We start from the raw sequence: 15,221 nt of genomic DNA, 5'->3' as shown, positions 1-15,221 counted from the left end.
GATCGACTTTGCGATTCGGGAAGAAACAATTGCCGACCCTCGGTATGGTGTCGCTCATGGCCCGGTCAGAAGATGTACAGGGTTCTGCAGCCACCGCACTGTTGGACATCGGCAGGTTCTTCACCCGATGGGACGAGACCGACGATCGTCGTGTCGTCTTCCGGGACGGCGGTCGGGCGGGTGACGTCTTCTACCGGGATCGATGGAGCCACGACAAGATCGTGCGCTCGACACACGGCGTGAACTGCACGGGCTCCTGCTCGTGGAAGGTCTACGTCAAAGACGGGATCATCACCTGGGAGACCCAGGAGACCGACTACCCCTCGGTGGGCCCGGACCGGCCCGAGTACGAACCCCGCGGGTGCCCGCGGGGCGCGGCCTTCTCCTGGTACACCTACTCCCCCACCCGGGTCCGACACCCGTACGCCCGGGGTGTGCTGGTGGAGATGTTCCGCGAGGCGAAGCGCCGGCTCGGCGATCCCGTGCTGGCGTGGGCCGACGTCGTCGGAGACCCGCTGCGCCGACGCTCCTACCAGCGCGCACGGGGCAAGGGCGGGCTCGTTCGCGTCTCCTGGGACGAGGCCGTCGAGATGGCCGCGGCAGCGCACGTTCACACGATCAAGACCCACGGTCCGGACCGGTGCGCGGGTTTCTCCCCGATCCCGGCCATGTCGATGGTCAGCCACTGCGTCGGCACCCGGTTCATCCAGTTGATCGGCGGGGTGATGACCTCGTTCTACGACTGGTACGCCGATCTTCCGGTGGCCAGTCCCCAGGTGTTCGGCGACCAGACCGACGTCCCGGAGTCCGGGGACTGGTGGGACGCGACGTACCTGATGATGTGGGGTTCCAACGTCCCGGTGACGCGGACCCCGGACGCGCACTGGATGGCCGAGGTGCGCTACCGCGGCACCAAGGTGGTCTCGGTCAGCCCCGACTACGCCGACAACACCAAGTTCGCCGACGAATGGCTGCCCGCGCAGGCCGGCACCGACGGGGCGCTCGCGATGGCGATGGGACACGTCATCCTCACCGAGTTCTTCGTCCGGCGCTCGACCCGTTTCTTCGACGACTACGTGCGCCGCTACACCGACCTGCCGTTCCTGATCCACTTGGACGAGGAACCGGGCGGGCCGGACGGTGACTCGACCGGCACCTGCGTCCCCGGAAAATTCGTCCCCGGGAAGTTCGTGACCGCCGACGAGTTGCCCGGCGCGGAACATGTTGCCTCCGAGGATGTCTGGAAGACGGTGTGCTGGGACGAGGCACGCGATGAGCCGGTGGTGCCCAACGGCTCGATGGGGTTCCGGTACGCCGACTCCGGAGCGGGGCGATGGAATCTCGATCTCGACGGCGCGCAACCCGCGCTGACACTCATGAGCGATGCGGCCGAATTCGTCGAAGTCGCGTTCCCGGTCTTCGACGCCCCCGACGGCAGCGGCGCCGTGGTCCGCCGAGGTGTCCCCGCGCGGCGGATCGGGGGACGGCTCGTCACGACCGTCTTCGATCTGATGCTCGCGCAGTACGGCGTCACCCGGGACGGGCTCCCCGGCGAGTGGCCCACCGGCTACGACGACGCATCGGCGCCGTACACACCGGCGTGGCAGGCCGAGATCACCGGCGTGCCGGCCGCGGCGGCGATTCGCGTCGCGCGCGAATTCGCCGCCAACGCCGAGGAATCCGGCGGCCGCTCGATGATCATCATGGGCGCCGGGATCTGCCAGTGGTTCCACGGCGACGCGACCTATCGGGCGATCCTGTCCCTGCTCATCCTCACCGGATGCATGGGCCGCAACGGCGGCGGTTGGGCGCACTACGTCGGGCAGGAGAAGTGTCGTCCGATCACGGGCTGGATCTCGCTGGCGAACGCGCTGGACTGGACGCGCCCGCCGCGGACGATGACCGGGACCTCGTACTGGTACATGCACACCGGGCAATGGCGCAACGACGGATACTCGACATCCTCACTCGCCTCTCCGCTGTCGCGCGGCACGATGGACCACGAGCACACCGCCGACGCCATCGCCCAGTCGGCGCGGCTCGGCTGGATGCCCTTCTATCCCCAGTTCTCCACCAACCCTCTCGACGTCGCCGACGAGGCTACCGCTGCGGTCGACCGCGGTGACGCCGCCGATCCGGCGTCCTACGTCGCCGAGCGTCTGCAGAACGGCGAACTGACACCCGCGATCACCGACGTCGACGCACCGGAGAACTGGCCCCGGACCCTCGTGCTGTGGCGATCCAACCTGCTCGGTTCGTCGGCGAAGGGCAACGAGTACTTCCTCCGGACCCTGCTCGGCACCCACCACAACGTGCTCGGCGCCGAGAAACCCGAGACCCCGAGGCCTGCCGAGATCCGTTGGCACGACGACATTCCGGAGGGGAAGCTCGATCTGCTGCTGTCGGCGGATTTCCGGATGACCTCGACCACGCTGCTGTCGGACATCGTTCTGCCTGCTGCGACCTGGTACGAGAAGCACGACCTGTCCTCGACGGACATGCACCCGTTCGTCCACGCGTTCACGCCGGCGATCGACCCGCCGTGGGAGGCGAAGTCCGACTTCGACCTGTTCCACCGGCTCGCACGCAAGCTGTCGGACCTGGCACGCACCCACCTCGGTACACGGCGCGATCTCGTCAGCGTCCCCCTGCAGCACGACACCCCGGGTGAGGTTGCACAACCGCACGGCCGGGTTCTGGACTGGCGACACGACGGCGTTGTCGGACAGCCAGGCCGGAACATGCCGAACTTCACGGTGGTGGAACGGGATTACACCGCGATCGCGGACAAGCTGGCGTCCATCGGACCGCTCGCGGACACCCTCGGCTTCACCGTCAAGAACGTGACCTACCCGCTCGAGAAACAAACACGCACACTCGGCGAAACCAACGGCGTGATGCTCGGCGGCGCCGGCGACGGCCGACCGGCCATCGACACCGACGAGAAACTCGCCGAGGCGATCCTGACGTTGTCGGGGACCACGAACGGCGAACTCGCGGTGGCTGGCTTCGAACAGCTGCAGCAACGCGTCGGCTTCCGCCTCGACGACCTCGCGCGCGGTTCGGAGGAGAAGCGCATCCGCTTCGCCGACACCCAGAAGGCACCCGTGCCGGTGATCACGTCGCCGGAGTGGTCCGGGTCGGAGACCGGCGGCCGCCGGTACGCCCCGTTCACGGTGAACATCGAGCGGCTCAAGCCGTTTCACACGCTCACCGGACGGATGCACTTCTATCTGGACCACGACTGGATGATCGACATGGGCGAGTCGCTCCCGATCTACCGGCCGCCGCTGGACATGCACCGCCTGTTCGGCGAACCCAAGCTCGGACCCGACGGCGCCCGGGAGATCACGGTGCGGTACCTGACGCCGCACTCGAAGTGGTCGATCCACTCCGAGTACCAGGACAACCTGTTCATGTTGTCACTCTCCCGCGGCGGGCCGATCGCCTGGCTGAGTCCCCAGGACGCCGCCTCGATCGACGTCGCCGACAACGACTGGATCGAATGCACCAACGCCAACGGCGTTTTCGTGTGCCGTGCAATCGTCAGCCATCGCATGCCGGCCGGGGTCTGCTACGTCCACCACGCCCAGGAACGCACGATCGACGTCCCGAAGTCGGAGGCGACGGGCCGCCGGGGCGGCATCCACAACTCGCCGACGCGGCTGCTGGTGAAACCGACTCATCTGATCGGTGGATATGCCCAGTTGTCCTACGCCTTCAACTATCTCGGACCGACCGGCAACCAACGCGACATGGTGTCGACCATCCGCAAACGCAGCCAGGAGGTGACGTACTGATGCGGGTCATGGCCCAGGTCGGGATGGTGATGAATCTCGACAAGTGCATCGGGTGCCACACCTGCTCGGTGACCTGTAAGCAGGCCTGGACCAACCGGTCCGGCACCGAGTACGTGTGGTTCAACAATGTGGAAACCCGCCCCGGACAGGGATATCCGCGTCGTTACGACGACCAGGACACCTGGCAGGGCGGATGGGTCCTCAACCGCAACGGCAGGCTGCGGTTGCGTGCAGGCGGCCGGATCCGAAAGCTGTTGACCCTGTTCGCAAGTCCGGTCCAACCGACCATCGAGGACTACTACGAACCCTGGACCTACGACTACCAGACCCTGATCGACGCCCCGCTCGGCGACGACTTCCCCGTCGCCCGTCCGAAATCGCTGCTGACCGGCAAGGACACCAAGGTCACCTGGTCGGCGAACTGGGACGACAATCTCGGCGGCGCACCCGAACTCGCGAAACGCGATCCCATCGTGGAGAAGCTGCGTCGTGAGTCCGAGGATGCGGTGAAGTTCGGGTTCGAGCAGACGTTCATGTTCTATCTGCCGCGCATATGCGAACACTGCCTGAACCCGTCCTGCATGGCGTCCTGCCCCTCCGGCGCGATCTACAAGCGCAGCGAGGACGGCATCGTGCTCGTCGACCAGGATCGCTGTCGCGGCTGGCGGCAGTGCATCACGGGCTGTCCGTACAAGAAGATCTACTTCAACCACAAGTCCGGCAAGGCCGAGAAGTGCACGCTCTGCTACCCGCGCATCGAGGTCGGGCAACCCACCGTCTGTTCCGAGACGTGCGTCGGACGACTTCGCTACCTGGGCATCTTCCTCTACGACGCCGACGCCGTGACTGCGGCCGCCTCGGTCCCCGATGATCGCGATCTGTATGAGGCGCAACTCGATCTGATGCTCGACCCCGAGGATCCGGCGGTGATCGCCGCCGCTCGACGCGACGGCATCCCGGACGACTGGCTCGAGGCCGCCCGCCGATCCCCGGTGTACGCGCTGGCCAAGAAGTACCGTGTCGCACTCCCCCTGCATCCGGAGTACCGCACCATGCCGATGGTCTGGTACGTCCCGCCGCTGTCGCCGATCGTCGACCTGCTCGCCGAGCAGGGTCACGACGCCGAGGGCGCGGGCACCCTCTTCGGCGCCATCGAGGCACTCCGCATCCCCGTGGAGTACCTGGCCGAATTGTTCACCGCCGGTGACACCGCCGTCGTCGACACGGTGCTGCGCCGCTTGGCCGCCATGCGCTCGTACATGCGCGACGTGACCCTGGGCCGTGAACCCGACGCCGGAATACCGGCCGCGGTGGGGATGACCGAGGAGGCGGTGTACGAGATGTACCGCCTGATGGCGATCGCGAAATATGAAGAGCGATACGTGATCCCCACGGCTCATCTCGAACAGGCCGAGAAACTGGACGAGATGGGGTGTTCGCTCGACTACGACGACGGACCCGGCATGTTCGACTCGTCGCCGTTCGGCGAGGCCAGCGGTCGTCCCGCGCCGGTGTCGGTGGAGACGTTCCATGCGCTGCGTCAGCGTCAGACCACTGACACGGCGGCCGGCGAGCACACGATGGCGGGCCGGACCAACCTGCTCAACTGGGACGGCAACGGGGCCCCGCCGGGCCTGTTCCCCGAACGCGTACCCGGATCGACTCCCGACGAGGAAGCACGATGAGGGGACCACGGTTGTTCGCACGTCGCTCGCGGGCGACCGACGAGGGCACCGTCATACGGTTGATCGCGTCCTGGTGCCTGAGCTATCCCGACGACGAGGTCCTCGGCCGCGTCGATCTGATGCGGGCCGCCCTCGCCGAGATGGATGACCCACAGACCCCACACCTGCTGCGGCAGATCACCGACCACCTCGCCAACGGCGATCCGGCAGCGCTGCGCCGCGAGTACATCGAGCTCTTCGATCTCTCGAAACGGCACACGCTCTACCTGTCGTACTGGTCCGACGGCGACACCCGGCGTCGGGGCGCGTCGCTGGGCGAGTTCAAGCAGGCCTACCGCGACAGTGGATTTCTCGTGGACCTGCGCGGTGAACTGCCCGACCATCTGCCGATCGTGCTCGAGTTCAGCGCGCGGGCCGATCCGGGCCGCGGCGTCGAGCTGCTCGAGAAGCACCGTGCAGCACTGGAATTGATCCGGTTCGCCCTGCTCGGCGCGGAGTCGCCGTACGCCGGGGCGGTGGCGGCGGTGTGCGCCACCCTGCCCAGTCCCTCCCCACCCGACCGGGCCACGGCGCTCGCGATGTGCGCACCCGCACCGACGGAGACCGTGGGCCTGGAACCCTTCGACCCCCGCCTGCTGCCGATCAACCCGACCCGAGCGTGAGGTGACCCGTGGACATCTTCCTGTGGGGCGTGGTGCCCTACGCGACGCTAGGACTGCTCATCGGTGGAACCATCTGGCGCTATCGCTACGACAAGTTCGGGTGGACGACGCGGTCATCGGAGCTCTACGAGTCCCGCCTCCTGCGGATAGCGTCGCCGCTCTTCCACTACGGCGTGCTCGTGGTGATCATCGGCCACGCGATCGGATTGCTGATCCCGGAGTCGTGGACGGAGGCCATCGGCGTCTCGGAGACGCTGTACCACTGGGGTGCCGGGGGTTTCGGGATCCTGGCGGCCGTCGCCACCCTCGTCGGGGTCGCGATGCTGGTGTACCGCAGGCGGACCGTCGGCCCGGTGTTCATGGCCACCACGCGTAACGACAAGGCGATGTACCTGGTGCTGGTCACGGCGCTGGTGGCAGGCACCTACATCACGCTGATCGGCACGCTCGACCCGCACGCGCCCGGCGTGAACTACCGCGAGACCGTCTCGCCCTGGTTCCGTTCACTGTTCGTGTTGCAACCAGACGTCACGGCGATGGCGGCGGCGCCCTTGCGTTTCCACGTGCACATCCTGATCGGGATGCTCCTCTTCGCGATGGTCCCCTTCACCCGGCTGGTGCACATCTTCACCGCGCCGGTGCACTACCTCTTCCGTCCCTACATCGTGTACCGAAGCCGCGACCGACGTGTCGCGCCGGGTAACCAGCCCCATCGGCCGGGGTGGGCGCCCGTCGGAGTGAAGGATCGTGATCGATGAGCACCGACACCACGACGCCCGCCATCAGCTCGCGTGCGCAGACCACGAACCTCGCTCTCGCGACACTCGCGTTCACGATCAGCTTCTGGGCCTGGAACCTCATCGGTCCGCTCGGGGTCGTCTACACCGACCAACTCGACCTGAGCGCCACCCAGAAGTCGATCCTCGTCGCCATCCCGATCCTGGTCGGCTCGCTCGGGCGAATCCTGACCGGCGCACTGACCGACCGCTTCGGCGGCCGCCTCATGTTCACCGTTCTGCTGGTCGCCACCATTCCGTTCGTCCTGCTGGTCGCCGCCGCCGGACATTTCGACAGCTACGCGTTGCTGCTCGTCGCCGGCTTCTTCCTCGGCGTCGGCGGGACGACGTTCGCCGTGGGCATCCCCTTCGTGAACGCCTGGTACGACAAGTCCCGGCGCGGGTTCGCGACCGGCGTCTTCGGAGCCGGGATGGGCGGGACGGCGTTGTCGGCCTTCTTCACCCCGCGGTTCGTGTCGTGGTTCGGATACATCGCGACGCACATCATCATCGCCGTCGCGCTCGCGATGGTCGCCGTGGTCTGTTGGTTGTTCATGCGCGACTCACCCAGGTGGGCCGCGTCCCACGACTCGGTGGTCCCCAAACTGATCGGTGCGGCCAAACTGCCGATCACCTGGCAGCTCGGTTTTCTCTACGCTGCGGCGTTCGGCGGCTTCGTCGCCTTCAGCACCTACCTGCCGACCTACCTCAAGGACGTCTACGACTTCGACCTCCAGGCGGCCGGCACACGCACCGCCGGTTTCGCGATCGCGGCCGTCATCGCCCGGCCCGTCGGCGGTGTCCTGTCCGATCGCTTCGGACCGCGCATCATCACCGTGATCTCCTGTGGCGGTGCCGCCGTGCTCGCCGTGTGGATGATCACCAAGCCGCCCCTCGAGATACCCGCCGGTCTCGACTTCGTCCTGATGGCGGTCTGCATGGGACTCGGTTCGGGGTCGGTCTTCAGCTGGGTCGCGCAGGCCGCGCCCGCCGAGCGGGTCGGTTCGGTCACCGGGATCGTGGGTGCCCTCGGCGGGCTCGGCGGCTTCTTCCCGCCCATGGTCATGGGGGCCACCTACGACGCGACCACCCACAGCTACACGATCGGGCTCGCGCTGCTGGTCGTCTTCGCCACGTGCGCGGCCCTGTTCACCGTGTTCGGCATCCGACGCACGGCGAACACCTGACGCCCGCCTCCCCGGCTGCGGCGTCGGGAGAATTGTCGGGGCCTCGTGTTCTGATGTTCGCACCCGTCGAACAAAGGAGCGATCCATGTCAGACCACGCTGCCGCGATCCGAGGTCTGCCCCGGTGGCATCCCAATCCGCTCATCCGTTCCACCATCGAGACCATCCGGCGCTGCGGCTGGCAGGTGACCTCGGTCGGCGAGGCGGACGCCGAGTTCGACGCACCGCCTGCGGGTGCTCGAACAGAGTGCGGGTTCTCCTACACCTCCGGACTCTCGCTGCACTCGATCCCGGAGCTCTCGATCTACGGCGTCGATCCCCTGACCGCGACGCACGTGCTGAACGAACTGGGCGCCCTGCTCCACCAGGAGGACTGGCGTGATCTCGTCGCCGCGCAGTCCGACATCCCGTTGCAGACGGTCGCCGTGACCGTCCGACTCATCGAGCAACTCGACCACGACGAGCTGCTCCTGGCGAACCTGTTGTTCCCCGACCACCCGAAACTGCAGGTGGTCTGGCCCGACGACCACGGCCACCTTCCGTGGGAAGACGGCTACACCCTGCTCCCGATGCACCAGCCGGTGAAGGGGATGCCGCAACTCCTGGATCCCCCGCGCCCGCAACCACGCCTTCTCACAACCGAATCCGGGCCCGACCGAACCCGCCCGCGACGGGCACGTCGCATCTCGGGTCACTGACCTGCGGCCGGCGGCCTCCCGGCGTGTCCGGGGCGACATGTGTCCGTGTTGCCCCGGACAAACGGAGCCCGGAGATGCCACCATGGTTGGTCTGGGGGCTCGAACAGACCACGGGGGCAGGTGGAAAGGCAGGTCGGCGTGGCGCACCTCCCGGTCGTGGTCGCTGCACTCGTCGCCCTCGTCCTCGCGGTCGCCTTGGTCGCCGTCATCTACCGGCGTCCGCAACGCGGTCTCCTGGTCTTGGCCGCGCTCACCCCCCTCGACGGTCTCCTCGACATCGCCCCGTTGCCCGGCGTCGCCTCGGCGTGGAAGGAGGGCGTCCTCGCGCTGACGCTGATCTGCGCGGCCAATCGCCGGGTCCGGCCCGCCGACCGGACGGACCCGCCGTTGCAGCTGCCGTGGTGGCCGGCCGCGGCCGTGCTGGTCGCGTTCGGGGTCGTGTCGGCGCTCTATGTCTACGGCCCCATCGGGCTGTACGGCGTCAAGGTCACCTTCTTCTACCTCTTCGTGGTCCTCGTGCTCTGGCTGACGCCGTTCGACGCGCTCGACCGCGACCGACTGGTCTCGATCATCATGGCGCTCGGGGTGCTCACCACCCTCGTGGGCATCGGCCAGCAGCTCCTGGGTCCGGCGCGGCTGGTCGAACTCGGCTATACCTTCGGCGAGCAGGTGCGGACGAGCGGTCCGCTGTTCCGGACGTTCAGCACGTTCAATCAGCCCTTCGGTTTCGGACTCTTCGTCATGCTGGCCCTGCTCGTCGGCGGAGCAGTGGCGCTGTCGGACACCGCCCGCCGGCGCAACCGGTTGTTCCTCGTCTGCTGGCCGGTCATGGCGATCACGATGGCCACGTCGGTGGTGCGGGCGGCGATCCTCGGCCTCATCGTCGGTGTGATCTGGCTTGCGGCCCTTCGCTTCCGCCGCCTCATCGCCCCGCTGCTCGCACTCGCGGTCGTCGCCGTCATCTCGCTGCCGTTCCTGCCGTCGAACATCACCAAGGTGTTCTTCTCGTCGAGCAGCCTGAGTCAGCGCGGCTCCGGGTGGGGTGAGATCTTCGCGAGCATCTGGGTGCACCCGCTCGGGACCGGCCTGGCGTCGAGCGGATCGGCGGCCGACGCGATGTCGGCGGCCCAGGGCGACACGACGCGGACGATCACCGCCGGCGCCGGCGGTACCGTGCAGCAGTTGTCGAAGAACTACCAGCCGGACAACTACTACGTGAAGCTGCTCATCGAACTCGGGCCGATCGGGTTGTGGTTGTTCCTGGCCCTGATCGTGACCGCGATCATCTGGTGCGTGCAGTACTCGCGCCGGATGCCCGACCCGGATGGAGCCCTCGTCCTGGGTGTCAGTGCGTCGATGATCGCGGCGATGGTGGCCTGCCTGGTCGCCACCTACTTCGAGATCTTCCCGCTCGACTTCTACTTCTGGTTACTGTTGGGAGCTGCTGGATGCGCGACGGCACAACACGAATCACGTACGGTGCGCTTGCACTTCGTCCCGGAGGAAGCGGCGTCCAGACCTACATCCGCGAACTCCTGAGGGCACTGCCCGGCCACGTCGACGGCACCGCCCTGTCCGCAGTCGTGCAGACCGACGCGGTCGGCGAACTGCCCCCGGCGATCACCCCGGTGGAGCGTCCCGTCGCCGACGGTGTCCGACGGGCGGTGTTCGGCGTACTCCCCACCCGCTCGGGCGGCGTGTTCCACGGTCTCGACGTCGATTTACCAGTCGCCGGCCCCGCCACCACGGTCGCGACCGTGCACGACCTGTCGGTGCTCGACATGCCGTCCGCGTCGAGCCGGTTTCGCGCCGCGGGCGAATCCGTACTCGTCCGCACGACCCTCCGTCGGGCCGACGTGCTGATCGCCGTCTCCGAGTTCACCGCCGAACGAATCCGCGAGACCTGCGGACGGGATGCCCACGTCACCGAACTCGCGCCCGCCGACTGGGCCCGCCCACCCGCGCCGGCCGATGTCGAACGGGTTCGGGCGAAATACGATCTGCCGGAACGCTTCGTGATGCAGATCGGCACCGTCGAACCCCGCAAGAACGTCGAACTCGTCGCGGCGGTCGCCCGGCGCCTCGACATTCCGTGCGTGCTCGGCGGCGCGGGTTCGACCGGCCCGGATGCCCCGTCGTCGGCGGTCGGGCTCGGTTACGTCGATGTCGGGGACCTGCCGGCGCTCTACGCCGCGGCGACCGTGACCGCCTACGCCTCGTTCTACGAGGGTTACGGCCTTCCGCCCGTCGAGGCGATGGCCTGTGGCGGTGCCGTCGTCGCCAGTGCGGTGGGCGCGCTTCCCCAGGTCGTGGGTGACGGCGCGACACTGGTGCAGGGCCACGACGAGGACGACTGGGTCCGTGCCCTGGAACCCCTCGTGCGCGACGACTCGGCGCGCACCGAACTCGTCGCCGCCGGCACCGCGGTGGCGTCAGCCCTCAGCTGGGACACCACGGCCCGCCGGACGGTCGAGGCCTACCGGGCCGGCGGCATCGACATACCCGGTGCGGGGCGCCATGAGCCCTGACGTCACCGGCCCGCTGCCGTCCGATGCGCTGGTCGACCAGCAGGCCGAAGCCGAGCTGCTGGCCCGCGCGACCGGCGCCGGGAGCGTAGCGAGCGGGCCGAACACCACCGGCGCCGGGAGCGCAGCGAGCGGGCCGACGACTGCGCCGGCCGCCGAGCCCAGCGCGCACCCCGCCTCGGATGCGCGGGCCGCCACCCGTGCCACCATCGCGATGCTGACCAGTCGCGTGGTCATCGCCGCCCTCGGCTGGGCCGGGAGCGTCCTCATCGCGCGCACCCTGTCCCCGGAGGACTGGGGCACCTACTCCTTCGTGTTCGCGCTGCTCGGTCTGACCGCGATCTTCACCGACCTCGGGGTCGGCCGGGCGGTGATGGCCCGGCTCATCTCCGACGACCCCGACGATGTCGCGAAGACGTCCTCGGCGTTCATCGCCCTGAGGGTGGTGCTCGGCCTTCTCGGCTACCTGATCGCCGTCGCCTACGTGATCGTGCTGCAGTATCCCGGCGACGTGATCCGCGCGACCGCGATCGCCGGACTCGTCGTCGTGTTCGCCACGCCCGCACAGGCACTCACGGTCATCTTCCAGAGCCGGCACCGCCTCCTGCTCACCGCGATCGCCGAGAGCCTGGGCCAGGTTCTGCAGCTGGCGCTGACCATCGCCGCCGTGCTCGTAGCGCCGGCACTGCTGGTGTTCGTGCTCGCCCCGGTCGCGAACGAGATCCTGTCGCTGATCATCAAGGTCGTCGGGATCGCGCGCCGGTCGTCGGGACTGCGGCCGTCGCGGATCGTCGAATGGTCGCGCTGGAAACCGATGCTCTCCGATGCCCTTCCGCTCGCACTGGGCCTCGCCCTGACCATCGCGCTGCAGAAGGTCGACGTCCTGCTGCTGAGTCTGCTCGATTCGCTCGACGCGGTCGGCATCTACAGCATCGGGTACAAGTTCTCCGACATCATGGACACCTTCATCCTGGCCGCGATCGGACCCGTCAGCACCCTGCTGGTCGCCGCCTGGCCCGGCCAGTCGGCGGTCCTGCGCCAGCGGTGCCGGAGTGCGGCGGTGGTGTTCGCCGCGGGCGGTGCCGTGGCCGTGGCCGCCTTCTGGCCGAGCGCCGGCCCGATCATCGGACTACTGTACGGCGACCGGTTCGTCGTCGGGGCCGACGCCGCGCGGTTGCTCGTTCTGGGCGCGGCGCTCACCGCCTTCATCGTGCTCGGCATCTTCCTGCTCGCGGCGACCGGTCGGGCGAATCGCTACCCGTGGATCGCGGTCGGCGGCCTGGCACTCAACGTGGTGCTCAACCTGATCCTGATCCCGCGGTACTCCTATGACGGGGCCGCCTTCTCCACCGTCATCACCTTCGCCCTCGCGGTGGTGGCACTGTGGGTCGTCATCGGTCGGACGCTGCCCATCACGGGTCTGCTCCCACTGGGCGCACTCACCACGTTGACCCTGTTGACGGTGGCGGCGTGCGCCATCGGGGTCTGGCTCGCGGATTCGATTCCCTGGCCGGTCGTCTCGGCCGGTACCGCACTGATCGTCGCCGGACCCGCGGTACTGCTCACCCGGGCGGTCACAACGCCGCCCGGACGACACACGAAGGTGGTCCGATGACCGATTCCGAGCACCCGTGCACGATCGTCTTCGTCGCGCACACCGGCCAGGTCTCCGGGGCGGAGAAGGTGATGCTCGATCTGATCGACGTCGCGCTCGAGCGCGGCCACCCGGTGCGGGTCGTCAGTCCCGACGGTCCCCTGGCAGGACGACTCCCGGCCCCGGTCGACCACGTGCCCATCCCGCCCCTCGGCCTGAGTGGCGAGCGCGGTGTCGCGCGCCTCGCGGGCGCCGGTCGCCTCGTGCTCGACTGGGTACGCGCCGGTCGCACCCTGCGCCGGGTGACACGTCGGTCCGACACCTCGACGATCGTCAACTCCTTGTTCGCACTCCCCGCCGCACGCGTCGCGCAACCGACGGGCCGCGTCTCCTGGCTCGTGCACGACACCCTCTCGTCGGGGCGGCAGCGCGCCGTCATCCGCGTCAGCGCACCCGTGATCCGGCGCGCCGTGGCGGTGTCGGAGGCGACGTCGGTCCCCCTCGCGGACCTCGGTCTGCCGGTCGTCGTGGCCCACAACGGAGTCACCTGGCCGGTCCCCGCGCTGCCCACCGGGCTCCACGACCCACCGGTCGTCGGGATGCTGGCTCTGCTCACCCCCTGGAAGGGGCACGCCGTCGCACTCGACGCGCTCGCCGGTCTGCCGGACGTAGAATTGGAGTTCGCCGGGGGCTCGTTTCCCGGGGACGCCGATCACGTTGCCGCGCTGCATGCCCGGGCCGCCAGACCGGACCTCGCCGGGCGCGTCCGGTTCCTCGGCCACACCGATCTCCGCGCCGCCCTGGAGCGATGGGATGTCGTGCTCTCGGCGAGTGTGACGCCCGAGGCCGGACCGCTCTCGGTCCTCGAGGCGATGGCCTACGGCACACCGGTCATCGGCACGGATCACGGCGGCACCACCGAGTTCCTGCGGGACGGCGCCGGAGTCCTCGTCCCGCCGTCGGATCCCGCCGCGCTGGCCGCGGCGATCAGCCGCGTCCTCGACGACGCCGACCTGCGCCGTTCGCTGACCGCGGAGGCGCGTCGTCGGATCGCGGACGGACACGACAAGTCGGCGACCCTACCGCGTATGCTCGACGAGTTGTTGTCCGGCTGAGGAGAAGTCCACCGCCGGCACCTGCCGCGCGCGATGCGCGTCTCGTCAGATAGGCACCATCCATGACACGGTCCCTGCACGGTCGGGCCACCCGGTCGGCACTCGCATACGTGTGCATCCTCGTCGCAACCCTCGCCGCGATCGTATGGGTCCGCAGCGACGCGCATTCGGCGCCGGCTGCGTGCTCACTCGCCAACGGCGAGAACAAGGTCGCGGCGTCGCCGGGTGCCTCGTTGCTCGGTGCGTCCGATGAGGACCTCAATCGGGAGCTGTCGGTCGCCCAGGACCTCGGTATGTGGGCGGTGCGACTCGACGTGGACTGGTCGGTCGTCGAACCCCGGCGCGGACAACGGAACTGGGCGCCCATCGACCGGGTGGTCAACGCCGTGGTCGCCCACGGGATGTGTCCGCTGGGGCTGGTGACCTACACACCGCTGTGGGCGGCACGCGCGTCCGACTTCCCGCGCAACAGCCACTACCGGCCCGCCGACCCCAACGTCTTCGCATCCTTTGCCGCGGCCGCGGCGCAACGGTACGCCGAATCGATCGCGGTCTGGGAGATCTGGAACGAGCCCAACCTGGCGAACTACTGGCTGCCGAGGGCGAACTCGGCCGAGTACGGCCGCCTGCTCGCTGCGTCCTACGCGGCCGTCAAACGCGCGGTCCCCGGCGCCGCGGTGATCTCCGGAGGGCTCGCACCCGGCACCGACAACGGCCGCGACATCGCACCGCTGACCTTCGTGCGCAATCTGTATCAGGGTGGATTCAACCGCTCGCTGGACGCACTCGGCGTGCATCCCTACACCTATCCGGCTCTGCCCAACGACCCCGCCGCGGCATCGTGGAGCACCGCGGCACGGATGTGGGACATGCGCGACGTGATGGTCGCCGCGGGCGACGGCGACAAGAAGATCTGGATGACCGAGTTCGGCGCACCGACCGGAACCGGCACGAACGCCGTCACCGAGGAGGTCCAGGCACAGAGCATCGCGATAGCCATCGGCGCCCAGAGCGACGCGCCCTGGCTCGGACCGCTGTTCGTGTACTCGCTGCGAGACGCCGGGACCGACCCGAACAATCTCGAGCACAACTTCGGCCTGGTGCGCCGCGACTGGTCACCGAAGCAGGCGTACTCGATGCTCGCGGCGCGGTGACCTCCGAAATCGTTTCTCGCACACGC

The 15,221-nt window shown here is 68.5% G+C and carries 11 protein-coding genes; all 11 read left to right on the top strand.

The window, feature by feature from the left end:
* The first annotated feature begins 56 nt into the window (after positions 1-56).
* The 11 genes from FFS52_RS09960 to FFS52_RS09910 all read left to right on the top strand — a co-directional run bounded on the left by FFS52_RS09960 (position 57) and on the right by FFS52_RS09910 (position 15,195).
* Positions 57-3,800, top strand: a complete 3,744-nt coding sequence (locus tag FFS52_RS09960; RefSeq protein ID WP_137809581.1) for a nitrate reductase subunit alpha — start codon at positions 57-59, stop codon at positions 3,798-3,800.
* Positions 3,800-5,485, top strand: coding sequence for a nitrate reductase subunit beta (gene narH / locus FFS52_RS09955; RefSeq protein ID WP_137809580.1), 1,686 nt, complete (start codon positions 3,800-3,802; stop codon positions 5,483-5,485). The genes FFS52_RS09960 and narH overlap by 1 nt, the downstream gene beginning before the upstream one ends.
* Positions 5,482-6,147: a nitrate reductase molybdenum cofactor assembly chaperone gene (narJ, locus tag FFS52_RS09950; RefSeq protein WP_058251982.1), complete on the top strand. Its 666-nt coding sequence runs from the start codon at positions 5,482-5,484 to the stop codon at positions 6,145-6,147. The genes narH and narJ overlap by 4 nt, the downstream gene beginning before the upstream one ends.
* 8 nt (positions 6,148-6,155) lie before the next feature.
* Complete coding sequence (gene narI / locus FFS52_RS09945; RefSeq protein ID WP_058251983.1) at positions 6,156-6,905, top strand: respiratory nitrate reductase subunit gamma; 750 nt, start codon at positions 6,156-6,158, stop codon at positions 6,903-6,905.
* Entirely contained in the window at positions 6,902-8,110 is a 1,209-nt protein-coding gene (locus FFS52_RS09940) for an MFS transporter (protein ID WP_137809579.1), read from the top strand. The genes narI and FFS52_RS09940 overlap by 4 nt, the downstream gene beginning before the upstream one ends.
* An 85-nt stretch (positions 8,111-8,195) precedes the next feature.
* Positions 8,196-8,807, top strand: a complete 612-nt coding sequence (locus tag FFS52_RS09935; protein ID WP_058251985.1) for a DUF4262 domain-containing protein — start codon at positions 8,196-8,198, stop codon at positions 8,805-8,807.
* Positions 8,808-8,945: 138 nt separating this feature from the next.
* Entirely contained in the window at positions 8,946-10,346 is a 1,401-nt protein-coding gene (locus FFS52_RS09930) for an O-antigen ligase family protein (protein WP_137809578.1), read from the top strand.
* Positions 10,347-10,378: 32 nt separating this feature from the next.
* Positions 10,379-11,335, top strand: a complete 957-nt coding sequence (locus tag FFS52_RS09925; protein WP_137809597.1) for a glycosyltransferase family 1 protein — start codon at positions 10,379-10,381, stop codon at positions 11,333-11,335.
* A complete protein-coding gene (locus FFS52_RS09920) occupies positions 11,325-12,947 on the top strand; it encodes a flippase (protein ID WP_137809577.1) in 1,623 nt (540 codons plus the stop codon). The genes FFS52_RS09925 and FFS52_RS09920 overlap by 11 nt, the downstream gene beginning before the upstream one ends.
* Positions 12,944-14,041, top strand: coding sequence for a glycosyltransferase family 4 protein (locus FFS52_RS09915; RefSeq protein WP_137809576.1), 1,098 nt, complete (start codon positions 12,944-12,946; stop codon positions 14,039-14,041). Before FFS52_RS09920 ends, FFS52_RS09915 begins: the two co-directional genes overlap by 4 nt.
* 62 nt (positions 14,042-14,103) lie before the next feature.
* Positions 14,104-15,195 (top strand): cellulase family glycosylhydrolase, encoded by a 1,092-nt coding sequence (locus FFS52_RS09910; RefSeq protein WP_137809575.1) that lies wholly within the window; start codon positions 14,104-14,106, stop codon positions 15,193-15,195.
* Positions 15,196-15,221 lie beyond the last annotated feature (26 nt).

It is taken from the genome of Gordonia sp. ALPHA1B1 (assembly GCF_005502615.1).
GTDB lineage: Bacteria > Actinomycetota > Actinomycetes > Mycobacteriales > Mycobacteriaceae > Gordonia > Gordonia hongkongensis.
This window is presented reverse-complemented; position numbering and strand designations above follow the sequence as displayed.